The following is a 14,174-nucleotide window of genomic DNA, read 5'->3' on the forward strand; positions in this document are numbered from 1 at the left end:
GGATAGATTGATGGCAGGTGGTACTAAGTTAAAAATCTTAATACCTAAATAGAATTGACCACCTTGTTTCCTTCGCAGGTATTATCCTGTATCAGGTTCTACGGATTCCGTATTCACGGTCTCAGCTTCTTGTGATTAACACTTCAGCACTCCGACAAGCAGATTCATTATATAGAAACTATCAAAAGAACAAAGCAAACTTACTCAGTTTTTGAACACAAGATGAAAACCGATCATTGCAGCAGAGATACTAAACACAACATTGAGTAGAATATTTAGACCCGCTTTCCAATAGTCACCTTGTTGGAACATAAGAACATTATCCATAGAGAATGTTGAGAAGGTAGTTAAGGCACCAAGGAAGCCAAGCCCAACGATTTGACGCCATGGGTCTACAGCAATCACTTCGTTTTCAAATAACGCAATAAGCGTACCCATTATAAATGAGCCAACAATATTTACGGTTAACGTACCATAAGGAAAACCTCGGCCTAAAAGAAGTACGCAAAGTTCAGATATTAAATAACGTGAACAAGCACCAAAAGCGCCACCTATTGCGATAAAACCTAGGGTTGCAAACTGTCCCATTGCCACTTATCTCCCAAGAAAACTAGTTAGATTTAAAAAGTTACATGCGTCACTTTATATGACGTTAATGTGATCTAGATCATTAGCATAGCAAACATATGCACTCGATATAATGTAAAAGTTTAGATTGCAGAAAATAGTAGCAATTAGGTCAATAATCGTAATAAGAAAGAGAAATTCGCATCTTGAAAAATATTGTTCATACACACGATCAAATACGGATATAGAGTCTCTAGAAGAGGCTCTGAAGTGGCATAAAGATAAATAGGCATCAATATAGTAACTAAAGGAAAGACATCCTTAAATTCCATTTGAGGCAAGATAGTGATACCAATTCCGTTAATTTTATGATCTAATAATGGACTCTTAAAGGAGTCCTTATGAAGCATGATTTTCCGAGTCTGATTAATTCCACATCCAACGCTCGACTTAGAATGCGTTATTTAGCCGTTTCTCATTTTGTTGACGGTAAAAGTCGCACTCAAATAGCTAAGTACCTTAAAGTTAGCAGAGTAAGCGTCAATAAATGGGTCAAAGCATATCTCGACAATGGTCTTGAAGGACTTCAAGAGAAACCACACACTGGTAGACCTCATCGCCTAACAGACGAGCAAAAATCACAACTCAAAGAGTATGTTATCGAATATGCCGTAAATGAGAGTGGCGGTCGCCTTCAAGCAAAAGACATTGGGCTCTATATAGAAAGCAATTTCAGTACATCATATAAAAAGTCGGCGCTCTATCAGTTATTACATGACATAGGCTTGAGTTGGATTACTACTCGTTCCAAACATCCTAAGCAGTCAGTTGAAGCTCAAGAAGCTTTTAAAAAAATTCCCAATCGAAACGATCCTTAAGATCCCTGGCCATGTCGCCTTAAAAGATGTTCAAATATGGTTTCAAGATGAGGCTAGATTTGGTCAACGCAATACAACAACGCGAATATGGGCAGAGAAAGGTACGCGTCCTAGAGTAGTACAACAACAGCAGTTTGAGTATGCATACCTTTTCGGAGCAGTATGTGTCACGACAGGAGAAGCTGAAGCGATAGTGGTTCCCCTGAGCAATATGGAAGCAATGAAAGAGCAACTCAGATTAATTTCTCAAGCCACACCAGCTGGCAAGCATGCTGTTGTGATCATGGATCAAGCGAGTTGGCACCAGAGCTATCTTGCAGATGAATTTGAGAACCTTACCATCATTCATATCCCACCTTATTCTCCCGAACTTAACCCTATAGAACAGGTATGGAGTTGGCTGCGTCAAAATGAAGTAGCAAATAGGTGCTTCGAAAATTATGACGATATTGTAGAGACAATATGTAGAGCGTGGAATCGGTTTTGTGAAGATAAAAGCAGAGTCATCTCCCTCTGCTTTAGAGATTGGTTAAACTTGATAAGTTAATTAACGGAATTGGTATGACAGTCCTATAAATGGAAAGAACATGCTGCTTCAAAAGAGAGAGACAAAAATCCAGATACAAAAAAAGGCCTCAGTCTCTCGACTAAGGCCTTAATTATGGCAGGGGTGGAGAGATTCGAACTCCCAACACGCGCCGTCTTCAGGGATTAGGGGAATCCGCTGCTCTGCCAATTGGAGCTACACCGTTAGAATTCTTTAGTTTCTCAATCTGAAAAAACCTCGCTTTCGTATATAGGCAGAAAGAGTGCCTACAACAGAAAGAAGTGAACAAAATGCAGATACGAAAAAAGGCCTCAGTCTCTCGACTAAGGCCTTAATTATGGCAGGGGTGGAGAGATTCGAACTCCCAACACGCGGATTTGGAATCCGCTGCTCTGCCAATTGGAGCTACACCCCTAAATTCTTCAGTTTCTTAATCTGAAAAAACCTTGCTAAAGCAAGGTTATCAGAATAAGTGGCGGAGTGGACGGGACTCGAACCCGCGACCCCCGGCGTGACAGGCCGGTATTCTAACCAACTGAACTACCACTCCGCACCAATTTGTTACTAAACAAGGTCTTATAAATGCCTTATCCAGTTTTTGTCTCTAGATATAAAATCTAAAAACTTAATTAAAGCCTGGCGATGTCCTACTCTCACATGGGGAAGCCCCACACTACCATCGGCGCTATTGTGTTTCACTTCTGAGTTCGGCATGGAATCAGGTGGGTCCACAATGCTATGGTCGCCAAGCAAATTCTTTTTTACTTCCAGCTTTTAAAAAGCTAGAGGTAAATAATTCGGAAAACTGTTATTTAAAAGTTATGTCACACATTCAAAGTTCTTACTTTGAGTCCACAAAACCCCTTGGGTGTTGTATGGTTAAGCCTCACGGGCAATTAGTACAGGTTAGCTCAATGCCTCACAGCACTTACACACCCTGCCTATCAACGTTCTAGTCTCGAACAACCCTTTAGGACACTTAAAGTGCCAGGGAAGACTCATCTCAGGGCTCGCTTCGCGCTTAGATGCTTTCAGCGCTTATCGATTCCGAACTTAACTACCGGGCAATGCCATTGGCATGACAACCCGAACACCAGAGGTTCGTCCACTCCGGTCCTCTCGTACTAGGAGCAGCCCCCTTCAATCTTCCAACGCCCACGGCAGATAGGGACCGAACTGTCTCACGACGTTCTAAACCCAGCTCGCGTACCACTTTAAATGGCGAACAGCCATACCCTTGGGACCGACTTCAGCCCCAGGATGTGATGAGCCGACATCGAGGTGCCAAACACCGCCGTCGATATGAACTCTTGGGCGGTATCAGCCTGTTATCCCCGGAGTACCTTTTATCCGTTGAGCGATGGCCCTTCCATTCAGAACCACCGGATCACTATGACCTGCTTTCGCACCTGCTCGAATTGTCATTCTCGCAGTCAAGCGGGCTTATGCCATTGCACTAACCACACGATGTCCAACCGTGTTTAGCCCACCTTCGTGCTCCTCCGTTACTCTTTGGGAGGAGACCGCCCCAGTCAAACTACCCACCAGGCACTGTCCGCAATCCCGATTAGGGACCTACGTTAGAACATCAAGCATACAAGGGTGGTATTTCAAGATTGCCTCCACAAACACTGGCGTGCTTGTTTCAAAGGCTCCCACCTATCCTACACATGTAGGGTCAATGTTCAGTGCCAAGCTGTAGTAAAGGTTCACGGGGTCTTTCCGTCTAGCCGCGGGTACACTGCATCTTCACAGCGATTTCAATTTCACTGAGTCTCGGGTGGAGACAGCGTGGCCATCATTACGCCATTCGTGCAGGTCGGAACTTACCCGACAAGGAATTTCGCTACCTTAGGACCGTTATAGTTACGGCCGCCGTTTACCGGGGCTTCGATCAAGAGCTTCGACCTAAGTCTAACCCCATCAATTAACCTTCCGGCACCGGGCAGGCGTCACACCGTATACGTCATCTTACGATTTTGCACAGTGCTGTGTTTTTAATAAACAGTTGCAGCCACCTGGTATCTGCGACTCCTAGTAGCTCCATCCGCAAGGGACTTCACCGCCAAGAGCGTACCTTCTCCCGAAGTTACGGTACCATTTTGCCTAGTTCCTTCACCCGAGTTCTCTCAAGCGCCTTGGTATTCTCTACCCGACCACCTGTGTCGGTTTGGAGTACGATTCCTTATAATCTGAAGCTTAGAGGCTTTTCCTGGAAGCATGGCATCAATGACTTCACTGCACGTAGCAGCTCGACATCGTATCTCAGCGTTAAGAAAGTCCGGATTTACCTAAACTTTCCGCCTACATACTTGAACCTGGACAACCATCGCCAGGCCCACCTAGCCTTCTCCGTCCCCCCATCGCAATTATAAGAAGTACGGGAATATTAACCCGTTTCCCATCGACTACGCCTTTCGGCCTCGCCTTAGGGGTCGACTTACCCTGCCCCGATTAACGTTGGACAGGAACCCTTGGTCTTCCGGCGTGGGGGTTTTTCACCCCCATTATCGTTACTCATGTCAGCATTCGCACTTCTGATACCTCCAGCAGCCCTTACAGACCACCTTCAACGGCTTACAGAACGCTCCCCTACCCCGCATGCATTGCATGCAGCCGCAGCTTCGGTGTATAGCTTAGCCCCGTTACATCTTCCGCGCAGGCCGACTCGACCAGTGAGCTATTACGCTTTCTTTAAATGATGGCTGCTTCTAAGCCAACATCCTGGCTGTCTAAGCCTTCCCACATCGTTTCCCACTTAGCTATACTTTGGGACCTTAGCTGGCGGTCTGGGTTGTTTCCCTCTCCACGACGGACGTTAGCACCCGCCGTGTGTCTCCCGGATAGTACTCAATGGTATTCGGAGTTTGCAAAGGGTTGGTAAGTCGGGATGACCCCCTAGCCTTAACAGTGCTCTACCCCCATTGGTATTCGTCCGAGGCGCTACCTAAATAGCTTTCGGGGAGAACCAGCTATCTCCAGGTTTGATTGGCCTTTCACCCCTAGCCACAAGTCATCCGCTAATTTTTCAACATTAGTCGGTTCGGTCCTCCAGTTGATGTTACTCAACCTTCAACCTGCCCATGGCTAGATCACCTGGTTTCGGGTCTAATTCTAGCAACTCGACGCCCAGTTAAGACTCGGTTTCCCTACGGCTCCCCTATTCGGTTAACCTTGCTACTAAAATTAAGTCGCTGACCCATTATACAAAAGGTACGCAGTCACTCTCGAAGAGCTCCTACTGCTTGTACGTACACGGTTTCAGGTTCTATTTCACTCCCCTCACAGGGGTTCTTTTCGCCTTTCCCTCACGGTACTGGTTCACTATCGGTCAGTCAGTAGTATTTAGCCTTGGAGGATGGTCCCCCCATGTTCAAACAGGATATCACGTGTCCCGCCTTACTCGATTTCACTTAAAACGACATGTCGACTACGGGGCTATCACCCTTTATTGCGGCACTTTCCAGAGCCTTCGTCTGTGTCATTAAAAGCTTAAGGGCTAATCCAATTTCGCTCGCCGCTACTTTCGGAATCTCGGTTGATTTCTCTTCCTCCGGGTACTTAGATGTTTCAGTTCCCCGGGTTTGCCTCATTAACCTATGTATTCAGTTAATGATACGTGCTTATGCACGTGGGTTTCCCCATTCAGAAATCCCAGACTCAAATGGTTATTACTACCTAATCTGGGCTTATCGCAAGTTATTACGTCTTTCATCGCCTCTGACTGCCAAGGCATCCACCGTGTACGCTTAGTCACTTAACCATACAACCCCAAAGGGTCTTGCTTAACGCAATACGTTTGCTACAACGTAGTATGACGTTTCCAAGGTGCGTTATCTCTTTATTATGAGCGAGATAACTATTGTTTATTTCCGCTTTAAAAAGCAGAAGCAAACATCGATTTTGCCGGACTCAAATTTGAATAACATCAGGCAATGATGTTATTCCCAAGAACACTTGAATGTGTGTTGGTACCTACATCATAAAGATATAGGATTTGAGAACTTTTAAATTTGATAAGTAATGAAATCACATTACTTATCGTCAGCTTTCCAAATTGTTAAAGAGCATGAATTTCTTTCGAAACCATTTTTAAAGATTCTACTTTCTATTTAAAAGAAATAAGAACACTTAAAGATGGTGGAGCTATGCGGGATCGAACCGCAGACCTCCTGCGTGCAAGGCAGGCGCTCTCCCAGCTGAGCTATAGCCCCATCTTGGTATTTTTTCTTAGACAAGGCAGATTGTGAGGCCGTGTACATCAGTACACAACGAAGAATCTAACGCAGTATAAGGAAAAATTGGTGGGTCTGAGTGGACTTGAACCACCGACCTCCCGCTTATCAGGCGAGCGCTCTAACCAGCTGAGCTACAGACCCAATTTTTCACAAAACAGCTAAAAGCTATTTCGTAAAATACTCTCTTTACTTTCTAAACCATATCAATCTGTGTGGACACTCATCGTGAGTAATCATCGTATAAGGAGGTGATCCAGCCCCAGGTTCCCCTAGGGCTACCTTGTTACGACTTCACCCCAGTCATGAACCACAAAGTGGTGAGCGTCCTCCCGAAGGTTAAACTACCCACTTCTTTTGCAGCCCACTCCCATGGTGTGACGGGCGGTGTGTACAAGGCCCGGGAACGTATTCACCGTAGCATTCTGATCTACGATTACTAGCGATTCCGACTTCATGGAGTCGAGTTGCAGACTCCAATCCGGACTACGACGCACTTTTTGGGATTCGCTCACCATCGCTGGTTGGCCGCCCTCTGTATGCGCCATTGTAGCACGTGTGTAGCCCTACTCGTAAGGGCCATGATGACTTGACGTCGTCCCCACCTTCCTCCGGTTTATCACCGGCAGTCTCCCTGGAGTTCCCACCATTACGTGCTGGCAAACAAGGATAAGGGTTGCGCTCGTTGCGGGACTTAACCCAACATTTCACAACACGAGCTGACGACAGCCATGCAGCACCTGTCTCAGAGTTCCCGAAGGCACCAATTCATCTCTGAAAAGTTCTCTGGATGTCAAGAGTAGGTAAGGTTCTTCGCGTTGCATCGAATTAAACCACATGCTCCACCGCTTGTGCGGGCCCCCGTCAATTCATTTGAGTTTTAATCTTGCGACCGTACTCCCCAGGCGGTCTACTTAACGCGTTAGCTCCGAAAGCCACGGCTCAAGGCCACAACCTCCAAGTAGACATCGTTTACGGCGTGGACTACCAGGGTATCTAATCCTGTTTGCTCCCCACGCTTTCGCATCTGAGTGTCAGTATCTGTCCAGGGGGCCGCCTTCGCCACTGGTATTCCTTCAGATCTCTACGCATTTCACCGCTACACCTGAAATTCTACCCCCCTCTACAGTACTCTAGCCTGCCAGTTTCAAATGCGGTTCCGAGGTTGAGCCCCGGGCTTTCACATCTGACTTAACAAACCACCTGCATGCGCTTTACGCCCAGTAATTCCGATTAACGCTCGCACCCTCCGTATTACCGCGGCTGCTGGCACGGAGTTAGCCGGTGCTTCTTCTGTCGCTAACGTCAAACAATATAGCTATTAACTATATTGCCTTCCTCACGACTGAAAGTACTTTACAACCCGAAGGCCTTCTTCATACACGCGGCATGGCTGCATCAGGCTTGCGCCCATTGTGCAATATTCCCCACTGCTGCCTCCCGTAGGAGTCTGGACCGTGTCTCAGTTCCAGTGTGGCTGATCATCCTCTCAGACCAGCTAGGGATCGTCGCCTTGGTGAGCCATTACCTCACCAACTAGCTAATCCCACCTGGGCATATCCTGAAGCGAGAGGCCCGAAGGTCCCCCTCTTTGGTCCGTAGACGTTATGCGGTATTAGCTATCGTTTCCAATAGTTATCCCCCACATCAGGGCAATTTCCCAGGCATTACTCACCCGTCCGCCGCTCGACGCCCAACAAATCACCCGAAGGGTCAATGTTGTCGTTTCCGCTCGACTTGCATGTGTTAGGCCTGCCGCCAGCGTTCAATCTGAGCCATGATCAAACTCTTCAATTAAAGTTTTTTTGGCCGCTCTTAAAGTAAAGGCGACCGGCTCAATGAATACTGACTTCAAAACTACTAATGTAATTTTAAAGCTATTATCGTTCCAACAGAACGATAATGAATTGACTGTGCCAATGATTAAAAATCATTGTATTGGTCACTCAGTTCATTGATAAATCTTTTCGATTATCATCAACGAGTGCCCACACAGATTGATAGGTTTAAATTGTTAAAGAGCACACTATCGAGGCTTACCTCTCAAGTGGACGGCCATTCTAGCGTTTTGAACCACAGTGTCAAACACTTTTTTGAATTTATTTTCTAAGAGAAGTTAAACTCAAATGGTTCAGCTAATTTGCCGACTGAATCACTGCGAAGCGTTGTCGCTGTTGCCGTGTCAGTGGGGCGCATTATAGAGATACAGATCAAGTTGGCAAGCATTTTTTCGAAGATTTTCGCCTTTTATTGCCGTATGCTCATCAATTAGCCACAAAGGTCTTTTTTTGATAGTTTCATAACAATATTGATACAGTTTTAGTGAGGTTTAACTATGAGTTCTTTACGCAGTTTCAAGGGCATTAAGCCGTCAATTGAGCCCAATGCTTATATAGATGACTCTTCCGTTATTGTCGGTGATGTAAAAATAGGTGCGGATTCTAGCATTTGGCCACATGTTGCCGCTCGTGGTGATGTTAATCATATCCATATTGGCGAACGAACCAATGTTCAAGATGGTTCTGTATTGCATGTTACTCACAAGAGTCCAAGCAATCCAAACGGCTATCCGCTATTGATTGGCGATGATGTAACTGTAGGTCACTTGGTGATGCTGCATGGATGCACCATTAAAAACAGAGTGCTTGTGGGAATGAGCAGCACAATTTTAGATGGTGCTGTTATAGAGGACGATGTGTTTATTGGCGCGGGAAGCTTAGTTCCACCGAATAAAGTATTAGAAAGCGGTTATCTCTATGTAGGCCGCCCTGTAAAACAGATACGACCTTTAACTGAAGAAGAAACCGCTTTTTTAGTGAAGTCTGCCGATAACTATGTTCAAAATAAAAACGACTACTTGAACGAAGTACACGACATTAATTAATTTCGATTTGTCCTAGCTGGTTGAACTCTTCTGCTTCAATCAGCTCTTCTGCCAGATCTTCCAAATCAAAGCGGTATTCAGAAAAAACCTGCAATGCCACGTTTTCATCTTCAATAGGCAGTTGTGATAGGTTTTGCAAATAGGAAACCGAGACGATGCATTCAATAAGATTACCCGCTTGCTGACCAATAAAGGTCACTGTCTTATTATTGGCATTCCAACTTTGTTGATCGGTAAAGATAATAGATTGGTTCATTTACGAGCCCTCTAGGTTTTTACGTAATTCTCTGAGGATTTGTTTTGCCCCAGGTCGAATCCCTCTCCACAACATAAAGCTCTCAGCGGCCTGTCCAACTAACATGCCTAAACCATCGTAAGCTTTCGCCGCACCTTGTTCTTTTGCCCACTGATTAAAAACCGTCGTTCCTGCACCGTAAACCATGTCATAGCTGACGGTTTGTGAGGAAAATATCTTGGCTGATATTTTAGGTAGCTGTTTCGTTAGCCCTGCGGACGTTGAGTTAATCACAACATCAAAGCTTTCTGCTACTTCATCGATAGGCAGCGCCTTGATTGGACCATACGGCTTAAATTGCTCCGCTAGAGCCTGCGCCTTACTCAATGTTCTATTGGCTATCACAAGCTCTAGAGGCTGTTGGTCAAGCAATGGCTTTAAGACACCGCGCACTGCACCACCAGCACCAATAACCAGAATCTTGGCACCTTTAAGTAATACTTGGTATTGCAGTAGATCTTGAACTAGCCCTTCACCATCAGTGTTATCACCAATAATCTCGCCATCATCGAGCTTTTTCAGTGTATTCACCGCGCCAGCAAGCTGTGCTCTTTCGGTCAGCCTATCTGCCAGTTGGTAGGCATCATGCTTGAAGGGAGCGGTAATATTGCAACCTTTACCGCCTTGAGCAAAAAATTCTGTGGCCGCTTGGGTAAACTCGCCCACTTCAGCGTGTTGCGCTGAATAGGTAAGACTCTGGTTAGTCTGACGGGCAAATAAAGTATGAATAAACGGTGATTTACTCTGCTTTATTGGGTTTCCAAATACGACATACTTATCAATTAACTGCTTCATCTTCCTACCTGACTGAAAAACTAATCATAAAACGACCTTCTAAGAACCTACCACTGAACAGCGTGAAGAAAAAGTGTTACCACTCTCTAGGCACTAAGTACTCTTTATATAGGCGATCTTCATGGGAACCTTCTGCTACTTGGTAGTTGTACTCCCAGCGCGCTAAAGGTGGCATAGACATTAATATGGATTCGGTTCGTCCATTACTTTGCAAACCAAATAAGGTGCCTCGATCATAAACTAGATTGAACTCTACATAGCGACCGCGTCGATAAAGTTGGAATTGACGCTGTTGTTCGGTAAACGGGGTATTCTTACGCTTTTCAATAATAGGTACGTAAGCCTTGGTGTACCCTTCTCCAACCGCTTGGATGTAGGCAAAGCATTTTTCAAAGCCCCATTCGTTTAGGTCATCAAAAAATAAGCCACCAATACCGCGAGTTTCATTTCGATGTGGTAAATAGAAATACTCATCACACCATTTTTTATGTTCTGCATACACTGTGTCACCAAATGGTGCGCACAATTGCTTGGCGGTGTTGTGCCAGTGCTGGCAATCTTCTGCAAATGGATAGAATGGTGTTAAGTCAAAACCACCACCAAACCACCAAATAGGTTCACAGCCTTCTTTCTCAGCAATAAAGAAACGTACATTGGCGTGAGAAGTCGGTACATAAGGGTTCTTTGGATGAATAACCAAAGAAACACCCATAGCTTCAAACTTTCTGCCCGCTAGCTCTGGACGATTAGCCGTCGCAGAGGCTGGCATTTTGTCACCGAATACATGTGAGAAGTTTACTCCACCCTGTTCGATAACAGCGCCATTTTTCAAGACTCGAGTTCGGCCACCACCGCCCTGCTCTCGTAGCCATGCATCTTCAACAAAGGTTGCATCCCCATCCGCTTTTTCCAATTCAGAACAAATATTGTCCTGCAATTGCAATAAAAAGCGTTTTACGGCTTCTTTATCAACCTGTGTCATTGTTTACCCTTGTCTTAATATTTGTAATGTTTTGGCGTCTTTAATTTCTGACGGTTTACTTCTGTCACCGACCGCACCTTTAACAATAAACACATCTTCATTACCAAGTTGACTCTCGACCTCTTCGGCACTTAAACAGGGAGGTAATCCCGATAAATTGGCACTGGTCGAGGTAATTGGCTTGGCAAATTCAATGCATAACTGTTGCACTAAAGGATGATCTGTCACCCTTACCGCAACACTATCAAACTGCCCATGCACTAACTGATGTACTTTCTTACTCACTGGCATAACCCATGTCACAGGGCCCGGCCAACTTTGGAATACCACTTCAAGCTGTTCAGTTGAAAGTTCACTTATATCTACATACGGCAGTAGCTGTTCAAAGCTAGCCGCAATTAAAATCAACCCTTTTGCTGGGTCTCTTTGTTTTAGTTCAATTAACGCCTGTAAGGCTTGTTCATTATCGGGATCGCACCCAACACCAAACACGGCTTCTGTGGGGTAAGCGATAACCTTTCCTTGGTGAAGCGCCCCGACAGCTTGCTCAATTAGCATCATTCCTTGAGTATCCTCTCTACACTATCTTTTGCCTTAGTTTACAAATTCTATTCGTGACTGGTAAGCATTTCCTTTAAATCAGCAAAACAAAGCGACGCAAACGTTTTCCTATTCAAAAAATAACCGTATAATGCGCGCAAAATCAGTATCTAAATCTCTACTAGTTAAATTAGGAGTCGTTACATGCAAGTCGGTATTATTATGGGTTCTAAATCAGATTGGCCAACGATGAAGTTAGCTGCTGAAATGCTCGACCAATTCGGTGTTAGCTACGAAACTAAAGTTGTATCAGCTCACCGTACTCCACAACTACTAGCAGACTATGCTTCTAGTGCAAAAGAACGTGGTATTAAAGTTATTATTGCTGGCGCTGGCGGCGCGGCGCACCTTCCTGGTATGTGTGCGGCATTTACTAGCCTTCCAGTGCTTGGCGTTCCTGTTCAGTCTCGCGCTTTAAAAGGTATGGATTCACTGCTTTCTATTGTACAAATGCCAAAAGGGATTGCGGTAGGCACTCTGGCAATTGGTGAAGCAGGTGCAGCAAACTCTGGTATCTTAGCGGCGCAAATTATCGGTACTCACGTTCCTGAAGTAATGGAAAAAGTAGAAGCTTTCCGTAAAGAACAAACTGACACTGTACTGGCTAATCCGAACCCAGCGGAGGATTAATACTGTGCAAGTTTTAGTTTTAGGTGCTGGACAACTAGCGCGCATGATGGCTCTAGCCGCCGCTCCACTGAACATCAAAACTATCGCTTTTGATGTCAACAGTGAGTCTATTGTTGAGCCCATCACTCAAACCAAACTAGGTAGTGGACTGGCAGCTGCGATTGAGCAAGCTGATGTGATTACGGCTGAATTTGAGCATGTTCCTCATCCTGTTTTGGATGCTTGTCAGGCGAGCGGCAAACTCTTGCCAAGTGCGACTGCAATCAAAACCGGTGGCGATCGCCGCATTGAAAAAGCACTGCTCGATAAAGCAAACGTTGCCAACGCGAAATATGCGCTTATTCGTACTCGCCAAGATTTCGAACAAGCCATTGAATACGTAGGTTTACCTATGGTGTTAAAAAGCACTCTAGGCGGTTACGATGGCAAAGGTCAATGGCGTTTAAAAGAAGCCTCACAAGTTGATGCTATCTGGGCAGAAATGGAACAGTGCATTGCCTCTTCGGCAGCGCAGGCAATTATTGCTGAAGAATTTGTTGCCTTTGATCGTGAGGTGTCTTTAATTGGCGCTCGCAATCAACACGGTGAAATCGCTGTCTACCCATTAGCAGAAAACGTGCATACCGATGGTGTGTTGAGCCTATCAACCGCAATTGACGAGCCACAACTGCAAGCTCAAGCGAAGCAAATGTTTACTGCCGTTGCTGAGTGTTTAGATTATGTGGGTGTTTTAGCATTGGAGTTCTTCGATGTTAAAGGGCAATTGATGGTCAATGAAATTGCTCCTCGCGTTCACAACTCTGGTCACTGGACACAGCAAGGTGCTGAAACCTGTCAGTTTGAAAATCATATGCGCGCCGTTTGTGGACTACCGCTAGGTAGCACTGAAGCACTGCGTCCTACTGCTATGATTAACATTCTGGGTGAAGATACTCTTGCACAAGAGATTTTGAGCATGAAACAAGCTCATATCCATTGGTACGGCAAGGATAAACGTCCTGGACGTAAGATGGGGCACATTAATGTTTGTGGCAATAGCCCTGCGGATCTGCAACAACAATTACAAGATATCGCACAGTGGTTAGATGCAAGTGCCTTCCCTGCACTGCATCAAAAATAACCGGCTATAGAAAACACAGCCTATAAACGGCAAAAAGGAGGCAATCGCCTCCTTTTTTATTATTTAGTCTTAAATCACTGTTTTGCCTGACACTTACGACTGGCGCATATCACACTGCTTTTATCTCCGCTTTTCTTCACCATCAACAATTCAAAACCACACTCTTGGCACTTACCTTGCTTAGGCTCACTGTTGATCGAGAACTGACATTTCGGGTACTGATCACAGGCATAAAATGCTTTCCCATATCGAGATTTACGCTCAATCAAATGCCCTTTATGGCATTCTGGGCAAACAAAGGATTCGACACTGTGATCTTCTGGCTCATCTAAACTGCCAATATAGTGGCAATCGGGATAAGCAGAGCAACCAATAAACATGCCATAACGGCCCTGTCTAAGTACCAATTCATCACCACAATTAGGGCAAGGTACACCCAATGGCTTAATAATCTGCCCTGAAGCCTGATGTGATGATTTTATGTAATCACAACTAGGATAATTGCTACATCCCAAAAACGCTCCATGCTTACCATGACGCATTTGTAGAGGATGACCGCAATTAGGACATGATTGCTCTAAAGCATGCCCTTCCGCAGAAAAAAGTTGATGATTAATTTTACTCATAGCGTTTATCTAGCA

Annotated in this window: 10 protein-coding genes, 4 tRNA genes, 3 rRNA genes and 1 riboswitch; of the genes, 4 read left to right on the forward strand and 13 right to left on the reverse strand. The window is 45.1% G+C overall.

The genetic code is table 11. The features are described from left to right. Nucleotides 1-50: 50 nt before the first annotated feature. Nucleotides 51-164: riboswitch (TPP riboswitch) on the reverse strand. A 40-nt stretch (nt 165-204) separates the two neighbouring features. Beyond that, entirely contained in the window at nt 205-588 is a 384-nt protein-coding gene (crcB, locus tag OCU38_RS12520) for a fluoride efflux transporter CrcB (protein ID WP_021715120.1), read from the reverse strand. Between the two features lie 380 nt (nt 589-968). Between crcB and OCU38_RS12525 the strand changes: the two genes are divergently transcribed. Further along, nucleotides 969-1,992, forward strand: a protein-coding gene (locus OCU38_RS12525; RefSeq protein WP_261823276.1) for an IS630 family transposase whose coding sequence is annotated in 2 segments (ribosomal slippage) — nt 969-1,423 and nt 1,422-1,992 — 1,026 coding nt in all. Because the reading frame shifts where the segments join, the coding sequence is not laid out codon by codon here. A 338-nt stretch (nt 1,993-2,330) separates the two neighbouring features. Here OCU38_RS12525 and OCU38_RS12530 read toward each other — a convergent pair. The 7 genes from OCU38_RS12530 to OCU38_RS12560 form a co-directional block, all read right to left on the reverse strand. After that, nucleotides 2,331-2,407: transfer RNA gene (locus tag OCU38_RS12530), tRNA-Trp, on the reverse strand. A 58-nt stretch (nt 2,408-2,465) separates the two neighbouring features. Next, nucleotides 2,466-2,542: transfer RNA gene (locus OCU38_RS12535), tRNA-Asp, on the reverse strand. 84 nt (nt 2,543-2,626) lie between these two features. Further along, nucleotides 2,627-2,742: ribosomal RNA gene (gene rrf / locus OCU38_RS12540) — 5S ribosomal RNA — on the reverse strand. 125 nt (nt 2,743-2,867) lie between these two features. Further along, a 23S ribosomal RNA gene (locus OCU38_RS12545) occupies nt 2,868-5,755 on the reverse strand. A gap of 375 nt (nt 5,756-6,130) precedes the next feature. Next, nucleotides 6,131-6,206, reverse strand: a tRNA-Ala gene (locus OCU38_RS12550). Between the two features lie 88 nt (nt 6,207-6,294). Continuing rightward, nucleotides 6,295-6,371, reverse strand: a tRNA-Ile gene (locus OCU38_RS12555). A 100-nt stretch (nt 6,372-6,471) separates the two neighbouring features. Continuing rightward, nucleotides 6,472-8,024: ribosomal RNA gene (locus tag OCU38_RS12560) — 16S ribosomal RNA — on the reverse strand. The 16S, 23S and 5S rRNA genes sit together here with 4 tRNA genes alongside, the layout of an rRNA operon. 538 nt (nt 8,025-8,562) lie before the next feature. On the opposite strand from OCU38_RS12560, the gene OCU38_RS12565 reads away from it, so the two are divergent. Further along, nucleotides 8,563-9,111 (forward strand): gamma carbonic anhydrase family protein, encoded by a 549-nt coding sequence (locus tag OCU38_RS12565; protein ID WP_261823277.1) that lies wholly within the window; start codon nt 8,563-8,565, stop codon nt 9,109-9,111. Here OCU38_RS12565 and OCU38_RS12570 read toward each other — a convergent pair. From OCU38_RS12570 to OCU38_RS12585, 4 genes are all read right to left on the reverse strand, one after another. Next, a complete protein-coding gene (locus OCU38_RS12570; RefSeq protein WP_023405239.1) occupies nt 9,104-9,367 on the reverse strand; it encodes a DUF1488 family protein in 264 nt (87 codons plus the stop codon). The genes OCU38_RS12565 and OCU38_RS12570 overlap by 8 nt on opposite strands. Further along, on the reverse strand, nt 9,368-10,201 hold the full coding sequence (aroE, locus tag OCU38_RS12575; RefSeq protein ID WP_261823278.1) for a shikimate dehydrogenase: 834 nt from the start codon (nt 10,199-10,201) through the stop codon (nt 9,368-9,370). 76 nt (nt 10,202-10,277) lie between these two features. Continuing rightward, the gene (hemF, locus tag OCU38_RS12580) at nt 10,278-11,183 is read right to left on the reverse strand and encodes an oxygen-dependent coproporphyrinogen oxidase (protein WP_261823279.1); all 906 of its coding nucleotides are present in this window, start codon (nt 11,181-11,183) and stop codon (nt 10,278-10,280) included. Between the two features lie 3 nt (nt 11,184-11,186). Then, complete coding sequence (locus tag OCU38_RS12585) at nt 11,187-11,744, reverse strand: L-threonylcarbamoyladenylate synthase (RefSeq protein WP_261823280.1); 558 nt, start codon at nt 11,742-11,744, stop codon at nt 11,187-11,189. 183 nt (nt 11,745-11,927) lie between these two features. Between OCU38_RS12585 and purE the strand changes: the two genes are divergently transcribed. Then, nucleotides 11,928-12,413, forward strand: coding sequence for a 5-(carboxyamino)imidazole ribonucleotide mutase (gene purE, locus OCU38_RS12590; RefSeq protein ID WP_023405243.1), 486 nt, complete (start codon nt 11,928-11,930; stop codon nt 12,411-12,413). Nucleotides 12,414-12,417: 4 nt separating this feature from the next. After that, the gene (locus tag OCU38_RS12595) at nt 12,418-13,533 is read left to right on the forward strand and encodes a 5-(carboxyamino)imidazole ribonucleotide synthase (protein ID WP_021714833.1); all 1,116 of its coding nucleotides are present in this window, start codon (nt 12,418-12,420) and stop codon (nt 13,531-13,533) included. A gap of 74 nt (nt 13,534-13,607) precedes the next feature. Here OCU38_RS12595 and OCU38_RS12600 read toward each other — a convergent pair whose 3' ends face one another. Beyond that, nucleotides 13,608-14,159, reverse strand: a complete 552-nt coding sequence (locus OCU38_RS12600; RefSeq protein ID WP_261823281.1) for a DNA topoisomerase family protein — start codon at nt 14,157-14,159, stop codon at nt 13,608-13,610. Between the last annotated feature and the right edge of the window lie 15 nt (nt 14,160-14,174).

The sequence above is a fragment of the Vibrio neonatus genome, from assembly GCF_024346975.1.
Lineage (GTDB): Bacteria > Pseudomonadota > Gammaproteobacteria > Enterobacterales > Vibrionaceae > Vibrio > Vibrio neonatus.